Genomic DNA, 18,755 nt, shown 5'->3' with positions numbered 1-18,755 from the left:
AACGGATGATACTCCAGCGAATGGATTATTTGAATAGACTGGAGCAAACTTCGATGAGCCGTCTGTCCGGGGGTGGGGTTTGAGCGGCAGTCGCATGCTGAGGCTGGATGATTGTATGTCAAAAGCGTACCGAAAGTGGTACGCTAATGTCTCATTCGGCGGAAGGGGACATGGTGAGCTACCGGCGGGACCTGTGGGAGATCGCGGCCGAGCGGCATGGCGTCGTGACTGTCCCCGAAGCCGAAGATGCCGGCGTTCCCGCAGTGGAGGTACGCAAACTCGCGCACCGGGGCGCTCTGCGGGGCTACGGCAACGGCGTCTACGTTCATAGGGATGTTCCGGTGACCGAACGAACTGAGCCAGCGACAGCAGCGGCACTGGCTGGTGCCGACGCCTTCCTTCACCGGGAAGCCGTGCTCGACTTGCTGGGAGTAGGCCAATTCAACCCCCGCCGGATCAGAGTAGGGACCCGGCGTCGTGTGCGCCGCAGCCTCCCGCAGTGGGTCGAGCTCGAGGCACGTGCCGATGTTTCTGACGAGGACCTGACCCAGTACTTCGGCATCCCTGCAACCACCGTTCGTCGGGCCTTGGAAGATGTACGTGACAGGATGCCGCCGGAGCGCTGGGAGATCTTGGTTGCTCAAGCGCGCCGACTCGAGTTAATCGACGTTCGGGAGGCTACCTCGTTGGGCACCCCAGCCGGGCTTCCCGCATGAGTGCTGCAGCGCCGCCGTTGACTCACGCGCAGTTGGAAGCCCGGCTGGAGGAGGCTGCCCTGGACCTTGGGGTCACCGCGGCGCGTGTCCGCAGGATGCTCTGCACTCTCATCGTGAGCCAGATGTTGCCTGAGGCTGTCGCCGTCAAAGGTGGCATGGGAATCAAACTCAGGATGGGGGAGACGGGCACGCGGGCGACCTCCGATCTGGACGTGTCCAGTGGGCAACGCGGCGTGGACTTCGAAGAGTCTTTCCGTGAGCAGTTGGCGCAGGGGTGGGGTGAGGTTCCCCCCTCCAAAGGAGCTCTGCGCAAAGACCCCGGTGCCCCAAACCGCGTGGCCTTTACCGCCGCACTTAAGCCACAGGAGCTACACGACCCGGGCTTGAGCAGACCGCAGTACGTCATGCACCCGTACAGAGTGACGTTGTCTTTTCTCGGCAGAGAGTGGGCCGCTATTGACGTGGAGGTCTCCGACCCGGAGATCGAGCCGCATGCCCATGCCCGGCTGGACGTCGACGGTGAACTAATTGAGCTGAGTTCGCGCTTCGGATTCGGGGAGCTCCGGCCGGTCCAAGTAATTGATCCTGAGCATCAGATCGCCCAGAAGATCCACTCGCTGACCGACCCCGACTACGCCAGGGCGCACGATCTGGTGGACCTCCAACTGCTGTGGTCTGCAAATCCTGACCTGTCAACAGTGCGCAGACACTGTGTCCGCACGTTCGCGTTCCGACGCGCGCAGAAGTGGCCGCCCATCCCGCTGCGCACTATGACCGGATGGAACATCGCCTATGGGGAAGCCCGCGAGGAGACTGAAATCAACGGCACCTCCTCCGTGCTGCAGGGGATGGAGTCTGCGCGACAGTGGCTCGAGCAGGCCATCGCGGCTATAGAGGGCAGCTGGAATAATGGTGCATCCGGCGGTGAGATCGGATAGCCGAAGGACAAGGTGGAAGGAGCCGGAAATCCATCTCCGCGCCTAGCCAGTAGTAGCCGCCCGGCGTAGTCTGGCATCATCGGCGTCGGTGCCGAGGACCCCATCTGCAATACCCCCGAGGACCCCGTAGCTCCCGCGTCGAGAACCCATTCGATGAAGGAGGACCCATGAGTGTCGTACGTGAATTCATGACCACAGATGCCAAGTGCGTCGTCGAGGACCAGACTCTTGAAGTGGCCGCCCGCATGATGCGGGACATGGACTGCGGTTCGCTTCCCATCTGCGGCAACGACGGCAAACTGACCGGCGTCATCACCGACCGCGACATTGTGGTCAAGTGCATCGCCGAAGGAAAGGATCCCCGTCAGGTCCTCGCCAGCGAACTCGCCCAAGGCAAGCCGTACTGGATCGACGCTGATGCCAACGTTGACGAAGCCATCCGCATGATGGAAGAACACCAGGTGCGCCGGCTACCTGTCATCAGCAACCGCGCCATGGTAGGCATCATCAGCCAAGGGGACATCGCCCGCAACTACAGCGAGCAGCGCGTCGGTGAACTGGTGGAGCACATTTCCGCCAAGGAGCACATGGCCCACTAGCCGCCCGCACGCCCCGGGAGGGCGCCCGCGAGGGTGCACTCTCCGCGTTACCAATCCAGCCGCCGCGAAGCGCTCCCTAGAGGAACGCCTCGCGGCCCGTTCCTTCGCGCAGCACCAGTTCGCCCTCCTCGATCGAGACGATCAGGCTCTTGGGCTTACCTGCCAGCTTCCTGCTTGCGCTGAGATTCCGACTCCTGACTTCCACCCCCACGGTGGCGCCCTTCGCGGGAAGTTCCACCGTCATTTCATCGGCCATGCCCAGCAGCATTTTGGTGGACACCTCCCGCTCCGACGCAGCTTCCTTGCCGTTGACGGTGACCGTCACGTCATCGGATTCGAAGCCGTCCTGGAGGATAATCAGCAGTTCCTGCATGGTCCAACTACAGCACTAACGCGGCCGCCGGGATAGGGCCGGACCTGAAACTGTCGGCCGGGTGAGGCAAACTGTCATGGTGACTCAACTTCTCCAACACCAGTCAGCCGACTCTGCCATCCACCAGCTCATCGCCAAGGAATTGGGCGTCCAGGCCTGGCAGGTCAAGGCCGCGGTGGAACTGCTCGACGCCGGATCAACCGTCCCCTTCATCGCCCGCTACCGCAAGGAAGCCACCGGGACGCTGGATGACACCCAGTTGCGCGACCTCGAAGAACGCCTCCGCTACCTGCGCGAACTGGAGGATCGCCGGAAGGCAGTGCTCGAAGCGATCGCAGCGCAAGGAAAGTTGACCCCCGAACTTGAAGCCGCCGTCGTCGGGGCCGATACCAAGGCGCGGCTGGAGGACATCTACCTCCCCTTCAAATCCAAGCGGCGCACCAAGGCGCAGATCGCCCGCGAAGCCGGACTCGAACCGCTCGCCGACGCCCTGCTGGCCAACCCGCAACTCAGTCCCGAGGCCGAGGCCGCCAAGTACCTCAACGCCGGGCACTCCATCGAAGATGCCGCTGCTGCGCTCGCCGGGGCGCGCGCCATCCTTGTGGAGCGGGTGGCACAGGATCCGGACCTTGCCGAGGACCTCCGCGAACGGTTGTGGACCCAGGGCCGCATGGTTTCCCGTGTGAAAAAGGGCAAGGAAGCCGAGGGCCAGAAGTTCAAAGACTACTTCGAGTTCACGCAGGTGCCGTCGGGCATGCCCTCGCACCGTGTGCTCGCGCTGTTGCGCGGTGAGAAGGACGGCGTCCTGGAGTTGGATCTCGCCGAAGCGGACCCCGCCGACGACGACGCCCTGGCCGCCGCCCGTACACGGTACGAGAACGCTGTGGCCAAGTCCCTCGGGGTCGCCAACCAGGGCCGGCCCGCTGATCTCTGGCTCACCCAAACGGCGCAGCTGGCGTGGCGAGGACGCATCCTTGACCGGCTCACGACGGACCTTCGCGGTCGTATGTTCGCCGACGCCGAGGACGAGGCCGTCCGCGTCTTCGCAGCCAACCTGCGCGACGTCCTGCTCGCGGCGCCTGCCGGCAACCGGGCCACGCTGGGCCTGGACCCGGGACTCCGAACTGGCGTGAAAGTGGCCGTTGTTGACGGTACCGGCAAGGTAGTGGCAACGGACACTATCTACCCCCACGCCCCCGCCAAGAAATGGGACGAGGCCCTGGCCACCCTGGGACGGCTCGCCAAGCAGCACAACATCGAGCTGGTGGCCATCGGCAACGGCACGGCTTCCCGGGAGACGGACAAGCTCGCCACGGAGCTCATCAAGTCCCTCGACGCAGCCGGTGTGAAAGGCGTCCAGAAACTGGTGGTGTCCGAAGCCGGCGCTTCCGTGTACTCGGCCTCGGCGTTGGCGGCGTCCGAGCTGCCGGGAATGGACGTCTCGCTCCGCGGTGCCGTGTCCATCGCCCGTCGCCTCCAGGACCCGTTGGCGGAGCTGGTAAAGATCGAGCCCAAGTCGATCGGCGTGGGCCAGTACCAGCACGACGTTACTGCCTCCAAGCTGGACCGCTCCCTGGATGCCGTGGTGGAGGACTGCGTGAATGCCGTGGGTGTGGACGTGAACACGGCCTCGCCCGCGCTCCTGAGCCGGGTGGCCGGTGTTGGTCCGCTGCTCAGCGAAAACATTGTGGCCTACCGGAACCAGAACGGCCCGTTCGCCAAGCGCAGCGATCTGAAGAAGGTGCCCCGGCTGGGAGCCAAGGCCTTTGAACAGTGCGCCGGCTTCCTTCGGATCACCGGGGGAGCGGAACCGCTGGACGCCTCCAGCGTGCACCCGGAGGCTTACTCGGTTGCCCGCAAAATCCTTGCCGCTGCGGCCGGAGGTTCTGCCACTGCATTGGATCCGCAGGCATTTGTTGACGGCACATTCGGTTTGCCCACGGTGAAGGACATCATGTCCGAACTGGAAAAGCCGGGTCGTGACCCGAGGCCCGCGTTCAAGGCGGCTTCCTTCTCCGAGGGCATCGAGAAGATCTCGGACCTCAAGCCCGGCATGATCCTTGAAGGCACCGTCACCAACGTCGCGGCATTCGGTGCGTTCGTGGATGTTGGAGTGCACCAGGACGGGCTGGTTCACGTCTCTGCGCTGTCCAACAAGTTCGTGTCCGATCCCCGCGAGATCGTGAAGTCCGGGCAGGTTGTCAGGGTCAAGGTGCTCGAAGCCGATCCCGAGCGGAAGCGGATCTCGCTCACGCTTCGGCTGGATGATGAGCCGGGCGCTTCGGGCGGCCGCGGTCGCGCCGGAGGCCAGCGCGGCGGTGCCGGCGGTGCCGGGGGCCAGGGACAAGGGCCGCGGGATCGCCGGCAGGAAGGCGGTCAGCGGCAGGGCAATCCCCGCAACGCCAACCCTCGGCAGGGCAGCGCCGCGCCCGCAGACACAGCCATGGCGGAAGCCCTCCGACGCGCCGGCCTGGGCAAGTAACCGAGCAAGTAACCGAGCACAAAAAAGACACCCAACTGGGTCGCAGTACTGCGCGTTTTGACCGCTCTAAACGCGCTTAACTGCGACCCAGCGTGTGAGCGCCGCTGGCGCGCCGTGGGGCCGGGAAAGTGTACGGGGTGGCTCGCCAGGGCTCTGGCGGACTCTGGCCTTCCGGGTAGATCATTGGGCTGTCCGTCTCGGTGAACGCCGACCCAACTTGGTGCCGCGAGTCCGTGACCCAGCGTGGTGTGGAGGACCTCCACGGGAACCGTGGATTGTTGCCCTTGAGCACGAGTATTAGATTCCTGAATATTCCCAGTCCTCCCCGAGACAGACACTGTCATCACCGTCAAACAGTGTTGGAGGGAAGAAGATGGACATCGTTAATGAACGGGCCGCGGGGATGGATATCTCCAAACGCGACGCGAAGGTCTGCGTGCGGATCCCAGGCGCCAGGGCCGGGACCTACACCTCAAAGGTCACGACCTGGGGCGCGACCACGCATCAGATCTTGGAACTGCGGGAGTTCCTCGAACGCGAACATGTCACCGTGGTGGTGATGGAAGCGACCAGCGACTACTGGAAACCGTTCTTCTACCTGCTCGAAGAAACCCTGCCCGTGATGCTCGTCAACGCCAAAGCTGCCCGGAACATCCCTGGACGCAAAACCGATGTCTCCGACGCCGCCTGGCTGGCCCAACTGGCCGCGCACGGGCTCCTGCGGGCCTCGTTCGTGCCGCCCGAACCCATCCGCGAGCTACGGGACCTGACCCGGGCGCGCGCCATCGCGACCCGCGACCGGGCCCGGGAGATCCTCAGGTTGGAGAAGTTCCTTGAAAGCTCCGGAATCAAACTTTCCTCCGTCGTTTCGGACCTGACCGGAGTCTCCTCCCGGGACATGCTCGAAGCCCTCATCAACGGTGAACGGAACCCCGAAGTCCTGGCCGGAATGGCCCGCGGAATGCTGCGTTCGAAAATCCCGGCCCTCGTCGACGCCCTGACCGGCCGGTTCAAACCACACCATGCCTTCATGGCCAGGCTGCACCTGGACCAGATCGACGCCCACACCCGAACCATCGATACCCTCACGACACGGATCGAGGAGGCGATGGAACCCTTTCGTGACGCCAGGGAAGCCCTGGCCACCATCCCCGGAGTCTCCCACCGCGTCGCCGAAGTGATCATCGCCGAAACCGGGGCGGACATGGCAGTCTTCCAAACCCCGGGCCGGCTCGCGTCCTGGGCAGGGGTCTGTCCCAGCGCCAACGAATCCGCCGGACACATCAAATCCAGCCACATCATGCCCGGGAACAAATACCTCAAAGCAGCGCTCGGCACCGCGGCCATGTCCGCCACACGATCCAAAAACACCTACCTCGCCGCGAAATACCGGCGCATCACAACCCGCGCCGGACGCAACAAAGCCCTCGTCGCCGTCGAACATTCGATCCTCACCGCAGCCTGGCACATGCTCAGCACCGGAGAAATCTACAACGACCCCGGCGCCGACCACTACACCCGCATCAACCCGACCAAAGCCAAGAACCGCGCCATAAAACAACTCAACAACCTCGGCTACGACGTCACCATCACCCCGGTCACCGCCGCCTAACCCACCACTACTTTCGTATTAGTTGGGTGCCGGACTACGCCTTTGCCGCCAAGGCCTCCCAGGCTTTGCTCTTCAGTTCCGAACGCTCCTTGCGTGCCACGATTGCTTCGTCCTGGCTGACGGCAACAAACGTCGTGACCGTGCCGGGGGCCGCACGGGCCACAAGGTCCATGTCCGCGCTGATGACGGTGGCGACCATCGCGTAGCCGCCGCCGGAAACAGCATCCCGGTGCAGGATGATGGGCTGAGTGCCGCCGGGAATCTGGATGGAACCCACCGCATAGCCGGCATCGACGATGTTGGAGGGGTCTGATCCGGCGCCGAACGGTTGATCGCGTTCTTTCCATTCGACCCCCGGCCCGGAGTAGCGGAGGCCCATCCGGTCGGCCACGGGGGTGACTTTCCATTCGCCGTTCAGGAGGTTCTCCTTTCCGGTGTCCGTGAGCCTGTGGTCGTACAGGCCCAGGACAATCCGCACGGTTTGCTCTTTGTCGTAGGAAGGCAGGAAGTGCTCAGGCATGACCCGGACTGCTGGAAGGTCACCCGTTGGCTCACCCACCGGCACCAGGTCCCCGGCTTCGAGCTTCCTGCCGTTGAGCCCGCCAATGCCGCCAAGGACATAGGTGGACCGGCTCCCGAGGACTACGGGCACGTCGATTCCGCCGCGGACGGCGATGTAGTAGCGCGTGCCACCTTGGATGACGCCGAAGCTGAGTTCGTCGCCGGCCTTGAGCTGGAGTTGCGTCCACTGCGGCTGGGGTTGTCCGTTGATCTTGACCTCAACGGGAGCGCCGGTAACGGCGATGGTCGCATCGGTGTCTGTCACCAGAACAGGTCCCAGATAGGTGCATTCGAGGACGGCGTCTCCGGCACTGTTTCCTACCAAGGCATTGCCAAGTTCCGCCGAGTACTGGTCCATGGAGCCGCTTTGCGGGATACCCACGTTGTAGTAGCCCACGCGTCCTTGATCCTGGACGGTGGTGGCGAGGCCAGGATTCTTGATATCAAATGCCATTGAGGGCCTCCATGAGTTCCTGGTTGTAAGCCTGCGGATCAGCCAAAGCCTTGGACGCGTCGAAGGTGACGGGGACTTGGCGGTAGCGGTATGTTCCGTCGTCGACCTGCGCCTGGATTGCGTTGTACTCGTCTTCGGTGACTGGCTTGAACTTGACGATGTCGCCGGGCCTGAAGAAGACCATGAAGTCCTTGAAGTCGGCCAGAGACTGCGCGGGATCGTAAATCGGAGCCGCTGCAACCCCGAACATCTGGTAGCCGCCGGCGCCGCGCACGGAGTAGATGGCTGCGAAGCAACCGCCGTGCCCGACAGTGAGTTTCGGCGTGTCAGTGCGCGGGCTGAGGTACTTGGGAACCTGCAGTTGCTTGTCCCGCTCCACCAGTTGGAACAGGAACGGCAGCCCGGCCACGAAACCCACCATGGAGACGAGCCACGGCTGTTCGTGGTGGCGCCGGATGAACTCTGCGGCGTCCTGCAAACCGTTGACCTTCGCGGCGTAATCCAGATCGGTACCGTCCGGTTCCTGATGGAATCCTTCCCGGAAGCGCTGCGCTACTTCCGCTGTGAAGGGGTCGTCGTACCAGACGGGCACCTCGATGATCCGGGTCTCCAGCACCTGTTCGTTGTGGTTCAACAGTTCCAGCTCGATGTTCCGGACCGTTGATTCAAGGCTCGACGGCGGCAGGACGTCGGGATTGAACCTCACCAGCAGTGACGCATTGGCCGGGCAGATGTCGACGACGCCGGGCAGCGCAGCGTCCGACAGTTTCCTGGCGATGGACATCACTTTGAAGTTGGCCGCCAGGCTCATGGATTCGTCGACCTCAACGAACAGGAACTCGTCGCCGCCCCATGTGTACCGTGCTTCCTTCAGGACCGGGCTTGGGCTTGTCATTTCGCCTCCAACAGATCGGCAGCGGACTCGATGAACTTGGAGTGGTGGGTGACCGCCGCGAATTCGGGGCGGGCCAGCAGCATCTTGTGCACGGGGACCGTGGTTTTGACGCCTTCGACGTGGACGTGGTCCAAAGCAGCGAGGGTGGCGGCGATGGCGGAGTCCCGATCGGCCGCGTGCACAATCAACTTGGCCAGCATGGAGTCGTAGAACGGACTCACCACGGATCCGGTGTCCACACCCGTGTCCACGCGGATTCCTTCGCCGGTGGGCCATTCAAGGGAGTCCAGGCGCCCGGGGCTGGGGAAGAAGTTGTTGCCCGGGTCCTCGGCGTTGATCCGGCACTCGATGGCGTGCCCGGTGAACGTGATGTCCTCCTGGCTCAGGGACATGGAACCTGTTCCTGCGATCAGCAGTTGCTCGCGGACCAGGTCCACCCCGGTGATCTGCTCCGTGATGGGGTGTTCCACCTGGATACGGGTGTTCATCTCGATGAACGCAGCTTCATGGTTCAGGGGGTCGTACAGGAACTCCACTGTGCCGGCGCCTTGGTAGCCGCACTGCCGGGCAAGCTCCACGGAGGACTCGCGGATGGTCCGGCGCACGGAGTCGGGGAGGTCGGGTGCGGGAGCCTCTTCGATGACCTTCTGCGATCGGCGTTGCATGGAGCAATCCCGGTCGCCCAAGTGGATGAAGTTGGTGCCGTCGCCCAGGATTTGGACTTCCACGTGGCGGGCGTGCTCCACGAAGCGTTCCAGGTACACCGTGGGGTCACCGAACACGGAGGCTGCCTCGCCGCGGGCCATCTCGATGGTTTCCAGCAGTTCGTCTTCAGCGCTGACGAACCTGATGCCACGGCCACCGCCGCCTGCGGATGCTTTGACCACCAAGGGGTAACCGATGCCGGAGGCAATTTCGACGGCGTCCGCGTCCGGGTCCAGCGGACCGTCGGTACCCCGGAGCACGGGGACTCCGGCTTTATGTGCTGATTCGCGGGCCAGTGACTTGTTGCCCATCATTTCGATGGCGTCGGCGTCGGGGCCCACCCAGATGAGCCCGGCGTTCGCTACTTTGCGGGCGAAGGAAGTGTTCTCCGAGAGGAAGCCATAGCCGGGGTGTATTGCGTCGCAGCCGGTGTCCAGGGCTGCGGCAATGATCGCGTCCTGGTTGAGGTAGCTGGCGGGGGCGGGGGCGGGGCCCACCACCACGGATTCGTCGGCGGTCCGTGCGGCGAGGGAGGTTGAATCAGGCTCGCTGACAACAACCACCGCGCCGAGGCCCATGTCCCGTGCCGTGCGGATGATGCGTACGGCGATCTCGCCGCGATTGGCGATCAGCAGTTTCTTCATGATGGGTGCCTATCCTTCGCGTACGACGACGATGGGGTCGCCGGGGTTGACCATGTCGCCTTCGGCCACTTCGAACGATTCGAGGATGCCTGCCACGTCGGACTGGATTTCGGTGAATTGCTTCATGATTTCCACGATGCCCAGTGTCTGTCCCACCTCAATCGTGTCGCCCTCGTTGGCGAACGGCGGTTTTCCTGGGCCGGGCTTTCGGTAGAAGATGCCGGGGAGCGGGGAGACGATGGTTCCCATGGGGTGTTCTCGCTTTCAGAAAAGTGGGGTTGGAAAAGGGGAAAGTTTCAGCGGGCGTTGAGCACTGCGCGCACGGCAGAGGCAACGGCAACGGAGTTGGGTGCATCGGAGTGGACGCAGATGCTGCCAAAGGTGATGTCCAGTTCGGTGCCGTCGACGGCAAGGACAGGACCGCCGTCGAGCGCTTTTTGCACGCGGTGGGCAGCGGCGTCCGGGTCGGTCGGCTCGGGGCGGCGCTGGATCAAGAGCTCACCGGCGGGTCCGTAGTTGAGGTCTACGTACAACTCGGGGACGAAGTCCACGCCCATGGCCTTGCAGACGGACTCGTGGGCGGTCCCGGCGAGTCCGAAGAACGGGACGCCGAACAGCTTGGCAGTGCCGGCGGCCGCGGCCATGAGTTCCTCGTCGCCGGCCAGCATGCCGTACAGCGCGCCGTGCGGTTTGATGTGGTTCAGGGGCAGGCCGTGCTTCGCCAGGAAGGCCGTCAGTGCGCCTGTCTGGTAGAGGATGATGGATTCGACTTCCTCCGGACGCAGCACCATGCGGCGACGGCCGAAGCCCACGGGGTCAGGGAGCCCGGGGTGGGCGCCCACGGCAACACCGTGTTCAGCGGCAAGTTCCACGGTCCGGTTCATGACGTCCGGATCGCCGGCGTGGTAGCCGCAGGCCACGTTGGCAACATCGATGATGCTCATTAGCTGTTCGTCATTGCCAAACTCGTGGAGGCCCACGCCTTCGCCCATGTCCGAGTTCAGGAGCACGGTCTTCGCAGGGCTGGGCGCAGAAGTGCTTGAGGTCACATTCGCTTGCATGGGGGCAACGCTATCCAAGTGAACCTCGCATAGTAATTGTGCAGGCTGCTGAATCTCGCACAACGGATTATGATGTCTGCACTATCGGGCGATGATCCGCCTGCAACTGACGGAGGCCCAAATGCGTGTTTCGGACTTGGTGGACGACCCCGACCTCAAGATCTCCCTTCGTGTTCCCGGGAGTCCGGGCCGCCTTGCCAGGCCCATCGTCTGGTGCGCACCCACCGAGCACATGGACCCCACACCGTTCCTGAGCGTCAACGCCCTGGTGCTGACCAACGGCATGGGCCTCAACGTGAAGGACTACCGGATCTGGGACGCCTACGTGGAGCGGCTGATGGAGGTGCCGGTTTCCGGGCTTGTCTTCGGGCTGGGGGCAGCGCACAGCGAGCTTCCTGCCGGCTTGGTGGAGGCCTGCGAAGTTCACGGACTGCCTCTGCTGGAGCTGCCACCCGAGGTGCCGTTCGTGCTGGTCATGCGGCACGTGGAACACGTCATTGCCACCGAACGGTATGAGGAACTGCGGTCCGGGTGGGAGTTGGCGGATGAATGTACCCGGCTCGCCGCCGAGGGCCGCTCGCTGGCAACGGTCCTGGAGCGTGTTGCCGCTTTCGTCCACGCGCGGGTGACGGTGGTGGACGACGTCGGGTTCGAACTTATCGGGGCCGGGGACGCAGCGGGAGGTACTGCGCGCACAACCCTGCGTATCCCCAGCGGAGAGTCGCAACGGTTCCGGTTGATGATCGAGGGCATCAAGAGCACCGTGGTTTTGCAGCCGATCCTGGGTCCCGTGGCGGCCGTGATCGCGATGCAGCTGAGCTACACCCTGGGTTCGCGGTCGCCTCTCCACTCGAGGGAGGCCGCCCGCTTCATGGAAGCGCTGTACGACGGCGGGGTGCGGCCCGGGCAGCTGAAGAAGCTCGCTACGGAAACCGGGTTTGATCCCGACGATTCCTGGGGTTCCGTGCTCATCGGGGCCTCCAAGGACATTCCGCGCCTGAAATTGCGGGCCATCGCGTGGCGGGCGAGGGTTGGGCTCGAAAGCAATTTCGGCATTGTTCGTTTCATGGAGGAGAAGGGCCTCACCACCCTGTTGGTGCAGCAGAAGCGAGCCACGCCACCGCTGTTCGACATGGTCAAGGACTTCTTCAAGGACGCGCCTGAGCTATCCGTGCTGGTCATGGAAAACTCGACGCTGAACGAACTTCCGCTGGCCCTCAGCCTCGCCCGACGGCACCTTGGTAAGCCCGGTGTCCGGACCGCCCCGCTCGCAGACCTTGCCGGGATCGTCCAAGGGCTGCCGAGCGCGGGACTGGTCTCGATGTCCGAACGCCTGCTGGCGCCCTTGGCGGCCGACGGCGGCAGCGCCCTGCGTGAGACCCTCGCCTGCTACTTGCGGCACAGCGGGAGTTCCCGGGAGATCTGCGAGGAACTGTTCATCCATCGGAACACCCTGAGCTACCGGCTCCGTAAGATCGAGGACCTGCTGGGGCTGGACCTGTCCGACGGGGAAGTCAGGGCGACGTGCCTGCTCGCGCTGAGTATCGTCGCCGCCAACGCGTGAGTAAATGTGCAGGCTGCATAACGGGAGACCCCAAAATTGGGCGAAAATCCCGATGCCCGCCTGTGGTGGCCATCACTAGCCTCAGATGCGGGCCATAATTGCCCGCCACGATACGTGAACCTCTCGGGACATCGCTCACGGCGGCAGGAATCCAGGCCCTCTCCGTTCGACCGAACCCTAGGGGTTGCTTTGTCCTACGCAAATTACGTCATGCCGGAAGCACGCCGTGCTCCGCGCTGGTCCCTGACCATGGCCTGGTGGGCTCTTTTCTCGGCCATGTTTTGGATCTATGTGGCCGTTGCCTCCGCAAACGCGGTCGGTACCGTCAACACCATCATCGGCATGGTTCTCACCATTGCCACCTACGGCATCATCAACCTGGTCCTTTCCAGGTATGCGGCCAGGACGGGGCTCACAGTGGAGCTCCTCTCCCGGACGCTGTTTGGAATCGTCGGCTCAGCGCTGGCTTCCCTGATCTTCGCCGCCACGGCCATCTACTACGCAGTGTTTGAGGGATCCATCATCGCGGTGGCATTCCAGAAGTTCTTCGGCGGTGAAATCACCATGTGGTACGCCATCGTGGTGATCTACGCCCTTCCGCTGGTGGCAGGTGGGGTGCAGAACTGGCTTGACCGGCTCAACGGCTGGTTGCTGCCGCTGTACTTCGCCGGGCTGGTGGCGGTGGTGGTCGCGGCCACTGCCATCCGCGGTGTTCCGGTCGGTTTCCCCGAGGGCATCGCCGACGGTCCCGTTCCGGGCTGGCTGACGTCCTACCTGACCTACATGGGTGTGTGGATCATGATGATGTACACGTTCGACTACGCGCGCATGGCCCGCAAGCAGGACGAGAAGTTCCACGGCCGGATCACTTTTGGCTGGGTCTTTTACGCCTTCACGTTCGGCATCAACGGTCTGGTGGGCATCTACATCATGAGCGCGTGGGGGCTGGAAGGAACGGAGACCGGGGTGGTGGACGCCTTCATCTCATCACTGGGTATCTTCGGGGTCCTCGTCATCTTCATTTCGCAAACCCGCATCAACACGGCCAACTACTATCTGGCCTCGTCCAACCTGGATGCCTTTGCCACCCGCGTGTTCCGCCTGGCCCTTCCCCGGTGGGTGTGGGTGATTGTTGCCGGCGCCATTGCCTACCTGTTGATGCTCACCAACGTCCTGTCCTACCTGCTCAAGGCATTGGCATGGCAGGGTGTGTTCGTCACCGCGTGGGTGGCTATCGCCTTGGTCTACATCGCCCTGAACCGGCACAAGATCAACGAAGTCCCGGAGATCCGCCGGGAACGGTTGTCCGCCTTCAGCCCGGGAACCGTGGCCTGGATCCTTGCGTCCGGAGTCGGCATCTTCCTGACCGAACAAACAGCGGCACCCGTGTTGGCGCAGCTGGCGCCGCTCATCACAGTGGCCCTTGCGGCAGGCAGCTATGTGGTGGCCTACCGCCTGAGGAAGCCGCCCGCCATGGATATCTCGGAAGACGTCCAGCTGGATGAGGAGCAACTCGTCTAGGCAGCAAACAAACTGCGACAAACAAACGACGGCGGCAGCCGGGTTCCGTAGAAACAGAACCCGGCTGCCGCCGTCGTGCGTTATGCTGCCGCCGTCGTGCGCTATATCCGGGCGCCGCAGAAACCGAAGTTACTGTGCGGGTGCGGGAACCGGGAAGAACACGCGGGGGTCCTGCAGCAGTGCGGGGTAGTCGAAATCGGAGCGCTTGATCACGTTGGTGACCTCGAAGTTGCGGGCGAAACGGCCCTCAACCGAGATGGGCCGGCCTTGGATGAGCCCGACAGCGAACGTCTGTCCACCGTCGAACGGGACTGCGACCTCCGTTTTGCCGGGGAGCGTGCTGAAGGCCTGGTCCTGGGCGGCGCGCTTACGCGTGGGCTTCTTCTCCCGCTGCACCGGACGCTTCTTCGGAGCACCGAGGTTGCGGCGGGACTTCTCTTCCTCGTACACGAACTGGTACTCGTCCGGGCTGGCGATGGGGCGCGCCTTCCCGTGCGGGGGCAGGCTCACGGTCTCCAGTTGCTCCGGCCGGAGCTCACCCACGGGTGCGCGGACGATCCAGAGACGGTCCTCTTCGGGGTCCTCGGGGTGGAATTCGTGCCGCGGCTCGGGCCAGACGTAATCCAGCCGTTCCTCGATCCCCGGGAAGAGTTCGCGGTAGTGCTTGGGGTCCTTGCCCGCCAGCTTGGACCGGTGGCTGAGGTGCAGTTCTTCCTCACCGAGCCACCACGGCATGGGGATCTTGGCGGCGTAGTCAGGGTGCGCAGCCTGCGGCGCGAACTCCGCGATGTTCTCACGGGTGTTGTCCGGGTGCCCACGCTTGACCCATTCATCCACCATCGCCAGCCCGTACATGGTGAGGGCGGGAACGTGACCCATCCACATGCGCACAGCGGGGTGGTTCTGCCAGCCGTACTCGGGGATGACCAATGCGCGGAGCACTTGGAGGGCTTCGACGCGCTGCTTGCCGAGCCTTGAGGTGTCCAGCGCGGCGGCGCTCTCACGGAAATCGGCGAAGGGGAGGAAAGTCTGCATCCTTTCAGTTTGGGGGTGCATCGCCGCAGATCCAAGTTGAGTGTCCGGGGACACGCGAAGACGATTCGGCCTAGAGTTGTCGAGTGGAAACTATTGGCGAGAAAACGACGACAACGGCGCCCCCGGTTGCCGAACTGCACCTGCACATCGAAGGGACTCTCCAGCCCGAGCTGATCTTCTCCCTGGCTGAACGCAACGGGATCGACCTTCCGTACCAGGACATCGACGAACTGCGGGAGAAGTACGAGTTCACGGACCTCCAGTCCTTCCTGGACCTCTATTACGCAAACATGGCTGTCCTGCAGACCGAGCAGGATTTCACGGACATGACCCGTGACTACCTGAAGCGGGCCGCGGCCGGTGGCGTGCGCCATGCGGAGATCATGATGGACCCTCAGGCACACGTGTCCCGTGGTGTTGCGTTGGAGACCTGCGTGAACGGCGTGGCCAAAGCGCTGGCAACGTCCAAGGAGGATTTCGGCGTTTCTACGCTGCTCATTGCCGCCTTCCTGAGGGACATGCCCGAGGACTCCGCGTTGGACGTGTTGGAGCAGCTCCTTGACATGAACGCACCGATCGCCGGCATCGGGCTGGACTCCGCAGAGGTGGGCAATCCGCCGTCGAAATTTGAGCGACTCTACCAGCGCGCCGGCGAGGCGGGCCTGCGGAGGAGCGCGCACGCGGGCGAGGAGGGTCCGGCGTCGTACATCACCGAGGCCCTGGACCTCCTGCACGTCGAGCGGATCGACCACGGCATCCGGTGCATGGAGGACACCGAGGTGGTGCAGCGGCTGGTTGCCGAACAGGTGCCGTTGACTGTGTGCCCCTTGTCAAACGTCCGGCTCCGGGCTGTGGACAAACTCGAAGACCATCCCTTGCCGGAAATGCTCGCCATCGGCCTGAACGTTAGTGTTAACTCCGATGATCCCGCGTACTTCGGCGGTTACGTGGACGACAACTACCAGCAACTGGTGAAAGTCCACGGCTTCTCCGTTCCGGAGCAGGCAACTCTGGCGGCGAACTCCATCCGGAGTTCGTTCGCGAGCGATGAGCGCAAAGCGGAGTTGCTGGAGGAAGTCACCCAGTGGGTCAAGGAGTCGCTGCCGCCGCAGTAATTTCGCCGCTGTTGCCGAGACTCCTCCATCACTTGGGGCGTCGTGAATGTCACACTCGGTCACGACACACGGTGTTTACCTTTCGCAGTCGCGGGAATTAACAAATCATTGGCAAACTGCTGGGTGAGTATTCACCCATTGAAGGAGAAGCATGGGCGCGAACACCGCCGAGAACACCAATCTTCGTTTGAAGGCCGTACTGGACATCCTCGCCGAGAATGTCTGGTCCGAGGAGAAGCTGAATGCCGGTGAAGTCCTGGCCGAAGCAACCGCCCGCGTTCCGTTCAACGCCCACGAGGCTGAACTGCTGAGCGGTGGGATTCCGCGCGGCCACAAGACCCTGACATCCGCCTCGGCCAAGCTGGTCAAGGCGGGCTGGCTGGTCAAGGGACGTTCCGGCTGGACCATCCCGGAAGAGGGCTTGCGCGCCACCGTCGCCTTCCCGGACGCTGCGGCTTTCGCGGCAGCGCTCGACGCCGGAACCCCCATCCCGGACGACGTCGCCGTCCCGACTGCCCCGCCTGCGAAGCCGAAGACCAAGCGTGCTGCCGGCAAGAAAGCTGCCCCCAAGGCCGCTGCCGCGAAGGAAGCCGCGCCCAAGGCCACGGCTGCCAAGAAGACGACGCGCAAGGCACCGGCCAAGGCTGAAGCTGCATCCGCCGTCGAGACCTTGCCTCAGCCAGAAGCCGTTGCGGTTGCCGGGGACTTCAACAAGATCCTCGGTGCCCCCGAGGATTGGGCCCCCCAGTACGACGAAACCCAGATGGAGTTCAACCCGCTGGTGCAGGTCTGGTCCCTGTCGGCCGAGCTCCCGGCCGGTTTCTACACGTACAAGATCGCGCTGAACCGTTCGTGGAACGAGAACTACGGTGCCTTCGGAGTCCGCGACGGTGCCAACCACGAGTTGAACCACGACGGCGGCCCGGTCACCATCACGTACAGCCACGCAACGCACGACATCGTGGTGGCCTAGCCTCCAACCGCAGTAAGACTCACGAATCCGGCCCTTGTCCGCTGATCCTTCCCTTGCAGGGGGAGCAGCGGGCAAGGGCTGGATTCGTTAAGGTGGGTCCATGGCAGCAGATGGAGTGAGACTCACCGCGCGTGTTTCCGGCGTGGTCCAGGGGGTTGGTTTCCGCTACCGGACGGCCCGTAAGGCCGACGAGCTGCTGCTCACGGGCACGGTCCGCAACCATTCCGACGGCACAGTGGAAGTTGTTGCCGAGGGCCCGCGCCACGACGTACAACGGCTCCTGGACTGGCTGGCTTCTTCGCACGCGCCCGGCCGTGTGGAGCGCGTGGACTCGGAGTTGTCCGAGGCCACGGGCGAATTCGCAGGGTTTGGGATAGCCGGCTAGGTCCCCTACGAGTTGTCTCGTTCTTCAGCCAGGATCATGGCTGTGTCCGTCGTCAACTTCACGCGATTAATGTTGGCGAAATCCACAGCGGCTGCCGCTGCGGGTCGCACACTTCCCGATTGCAGCAATAGCTGGAACGGTGTTGTGGTTGCCGGAACCTCAACTTCGCTATCGTGGGTCATTTAGCAATCCTAGCGATTGTTCACGGGCTGTTCAGGCGTACATCAACGAGCCCGGGGTAGTCAGGGTTTCACCGGTTTCCAGCCAGGTCTTCAAGCCGGAGAGAATCATGGGCCAGCCTCCGTACAGCTGGTCGTTGGCGCCTTCGCGGAGCTGATCGTGAGTCACGGTGAGATGGCACGAGTCGCCCACCGGCTCGATCTCCCACGTAATGCGCGACGTGCCTTCAGCCTTCACGTCCTCGCCCCATAGTGCGGTCATGGTCTGAACCAGCCGGCGCGGGGGATCCACCTCGATGTTCTCACCCTCGCCTAGAGGGGCATCCGCTTTCACGTTGTGCATCTGGAACTTCCCGCCAGGGGTCCAGTCCGAGGTGAACGTGTTTCCGAACTGGTACTTGCTGCGGATCTCGCTGGTGGTGATGGCCTCCCAGAGCCGCTCCGGGGTGGTCTTGATGTAAATCTCGAAGATCTTTTCCATGGGACTTTCCAATCTGGATTTGAGGTCGCTGAGGGCAGCGGCCCATGGTTCTGCATATTTGCTCACCCAACGATCGTGGATGAGTCGGATGGGTACCGGATTCAGGAAGTGCAGCTTTTCACGCCCCCGACGGCGGGTCACCACAAGGCCTGCCTCTTCCAACAGCTTGAGGTGCTTGGCGATGCCGAAACGGGTCATCTCGAACCGGGACCCGAGGGCAGAAAGGGTCTGCCCGTCCTCGCGGAACAACTCGTCCAGCAATTCCCGACGGGTTGGATCAGCGAGGGCTTTGAACACGAGGTCCATGAGCCCTACGATAGGTGACCATTTAGTCACATGTCAACGGTTTCTCTTCGGTTTCCCCTCCGCGGGCGAAGGTGCACCCAGGGCTCTAGTCATAGAAAGTTTCCGAGGACGTGCCGAAATAAGTGCATCCCTCGACGCGGCCACAGACGGGCTCGG

Annotated in this window: 19 protein-coding genes; 10 read left to right on the top strand and 9 right to left on the bottom strand. The window is 63.4% G+C overall.

The window, feature by feature from the left end:
• The first annotated feature begins 146 nt into the window (after positions 1-146).
• The 3 genes from HMI59_RS16085 to HMI59_RS16075 all read left to right on the top strand — a co-directional run bounded on the left by HMI59_RS16085 (position 147) and on the right by HMI59_RS16075 (position 2,253).
• Positions 147-716 (top strand): type IV toxin-antitoxin system AbiEi family antitoxin domain-containing protein, encoded by a 570-nt coding sequence (locus HMI59_RS16085; protein ID WP_227471416.1) that lies wholly within the window; start codon positions 147-149, stop codon positions 714-716.
• A complete protein-coding gene (locus tag HMI59_RS16080) occupies positions 713-1,654 on the top strand; it encodes a nucleotidyl transferase AbiEii/AbiGii toxin family protein (protein WP_193591866.1) in 942 nt (313 codons plus the stop codon). Before HMI59_RS16085 ends, HMI59_RS16080 begins: the two co-directional genes overlap by 4 nt.
• A 167-nt stretch (positions 1,655-1,821) precedes the next feature.
• Positions 1,822-2,253: a CBS domain-containing protein gene (locus HMI59_RS16075; protein WP_021472729.1), complete on the top strand. Its 432-nt coding sequence runs from the start codon at positions 1,822-1,824 to the stop codon at positions 2,251-2,253.
• 76 nt (positions 2,254-2,329) lie between these two features.
• On the opposite strand, the gene HMI59_RS16070 is transcribed toward HMI59_RS16075, so the two are convergent.
• Positions 2,330-2,626, bottom strand: a complete 297-nt coding sequence (locus HMI59_RS16070) for a hypothetical protein (RefSeq protein ID WP_021472728.1) — start codon at positions 2,624-2,626, stop codon at positions 2,330-2,332.
• Positions 2,627-2,702: 76 nt separating this feature from the next.
• Here HMI59_RS16070 and HMI59_RS16065 point away from each other — a divergent pair, with 76 nt between their 5' ends.
• The gene (locus HMI59_RS16065) at positions 2,703-5,108 is read left to right on the top strand and encodes a Tex family protein (RefSeq protein ID WP_193591865.1); all 2,406 of its coding nucleotides are present in this window, start codon (positions 2,703-2,705) and stop codon (positions 5,106-5,108) included.
• 373 nt (positions 5,109-5,481) lie between these two features.
• Entirely contained in the window at positions 5,482-6,720 is a 1,239-nt protein-coding gene (locus HMI59_RS16060; RefSeq protein WP_166185223.1) for an IS110 family transposase, read from the top strand.
• Positions 6,721-6,754: 34 nt separating this feature from the next.
• Here the strand turns inward: HMI59_RS16060 and HMI59_RS16055 are convergent, their stop codons facing one another.
• The 5 genes from HMI59_RS16055 to pxpA are packed head-to-tail and all read right to left on the bottom strand — an operon-like array spanning position 6,755 to position 11,040.
• Positions 6,755-7,735 (bottom strand): biotin-dependent carboxyltransferase family protein, encoded by a 981-nt coding sequence (locus HMI59_RS16055; RefSeq protein WP_193591864.1) that lies wholly within the window; start codon positions 7,733-7,735, stop codon positions 6,755-6,757.
• On the bottom strand, positions 7,725-8,630 hold the full coding sequence (locus HMI59_RS16050; RefSeq protein ID WP_193591863.1) for an allophanate hydrolase subunit 1: 906 nt from the start codon (positions 8,628-8,630) through the stop codon (positions 7,725-7,727). The genes HMI59_RS16055 and HMI59_RS16050 overlap by 11 nt, the downstream gene beginning before the upstream one ends.
• Positions 8,627-9,979, bottom strand: coding sequence for an acetyl/propionyl/methylcrotonyl-CoA carboxylase subunit alpha (locus HMI59_RS16045; protein WP_193591862.1), 1,353 nt, complete (start codon positions 9,977-9,979; stop codon positions 8,627-8,629). Before HMI59_RS16045 ends, HMI59_RS16050 begins: the two co-directional genes overlap by 4 nt.
• A 9-nt stretch (positions 9,980-9,988) precedes the next feature.
• Positions 9,989-10,228 (bottom strand): acetyl-CoA carboxylase, encoded by a 240-nt coding sequence (locus HMI59_RS16040; protein ID WP_021472723.1) that lies wholly within the window; start codon positions 10,226-10,228, stop codon positions 9,989-9,991.
• A 47-nt stretch (positions 10,229-10,275) separates the two neighbouring features.
• Positions 10,276-11,040 (bottom strand): 5-oxoprolinase subunit PxpA, encoded by a 765-nt coding sequence (pxpA, locus tag HMI59_RS16035; RefSeq protein WP_193591861.1) that lies wholly within the window; start codon positions 11,038-11,040, stop codon positions 10,276-10,278.
• Between the two features lie 91 nt (positions 11,041-11,131).
• Between pxpA and HMI59_RS16030 the strand changes: the two genes are divergently transcribed.
• Together HMI59_RS16030 and HMI59_RS16025 are read left to right on the top strand one after the other, a co-directional pair.
• A complete protein-coding gene (locus tag HMI59_RS16030) occupies positions 11,132-12,604 on the top strand; it encodes a PucR family transcriptional regulator (protein ID WP_193591860.1) in 1,473 nt (490 codons plus the stop codon).
• Between the two features lie 189 nt (positions 12,605-12,793).
• Positions 12,794-14,125 carry a cytosine permease gene (locus HMI59_RS16025; RefSeq protein ID WP_227471415.1) on the top strand — a complete coding sequence of 444 codons (1,332 nt, stop codon included), beginning with the start codon at positions 12,794-12,796 and terminating at the stop codon, positions 14,123-14,125.
• Positions 14,126-14,254: 129 nt separating this feature from the next.
• Here HMI59_RS16025 and HMI59_RS16020 read toward each other — a convergent pair whose 3' ends face one another.
• On the bottom strand, positions 14,255-15,160 hold the full coding sequence (locus HMI59_RS16020) for an MSMEG_6728 family protein (protein WP_193591859.1): 906 nt from the start codon (positions 15,158-15,160) through the stop codon (positions 14,255-14,257).
• 83 nt (positions 15,161-15,243) lie between these two features.
• Here HMI59_RS16020 and HMI59_RS16015 point away from each other — a divergent pair, with 83 nt between their 5' ends.
• The 3 genes from HMI59_RS16015 (at position 15,244) to HMI59_RS16005 (ending at position 17,633) form a co-directional block, all read left to right on the top strand.
• Positions 15,244-16,275 (top strand): adenosine deaminase, encoded by a 1,032-nt coding sequence (locus HMI59_RS16015; protein WP_193591858.1) that lies wholly within the window; start codon positions 15,244-15,246, stop codon positions 16,273-16,275.
• A 151-nt stretch (positions 16,276-16,426) separates the two neighbouring features.
• Complete coding sequence (locus HMI59_RS16010) at positions 16,427-17,248, top strand: glycosidase (RefSeq protein WP_021472717.1); 822 nt, start codon at positions 16,427-16,429, stop codon at positions 17,246-17,248.
• A gap of 100 nt (positions 17,249-17,348) precedes the next feature.
• Positions 17,349-17,633, top strand: a complete 285-nt coding sequence (locus HMI59_RS16005) for an acylphosphatase (protein ID WP_166187109.1) — start codon at positions 17,349-17,351, stop codon at positions 17,631-17,633.
• 5 nt (positions 17,634-17,638) lie between these two features.
• On the opposite strand, the gene HMI59_RS16000 is transcribed toward HMI59_RS16005, so the two are convergent.
• A complete protein-coding gene (locus HMI59_RS16000; RefSeq protein ID WP_166187110.1) occupies positions 17,639-17,815 on the bottom strand; it encodes a hypothetical protein in 177 nt (58 codons plus the stop codon).
• Positions 17,816-17,846: 31 nt separating this feature from the next.
• Complete coding sequence (locus tag HMI59_RS15995) at positions 17,847-18,599, bottom strand: metalloregulator ArsR/SmtB family transcription factor (RefSeq protein WP_166187111.1); 753 nt, start codon at positions 18,597-18,599, stop codon at positions 17,847-17,849.
• Positions 18,600-18,755: the final 156 nt, after the last annotated feature.

It is taken from the genome of Paenarthrobacter sp. YJN-5, from assembly GCF_015040095.1.
Lineage (GTDB): Bacteria > Actinomycetota > Actinomycetes > Actinomycetales > Micrococcaceae > Arthrobacter > Arthrobacter ureafaciens.
The sequence above is the reverse complement of the archived record's forward strand: the minus strand, read 5'-3'. Positions and strand labels throughout refer to the sequence as shown.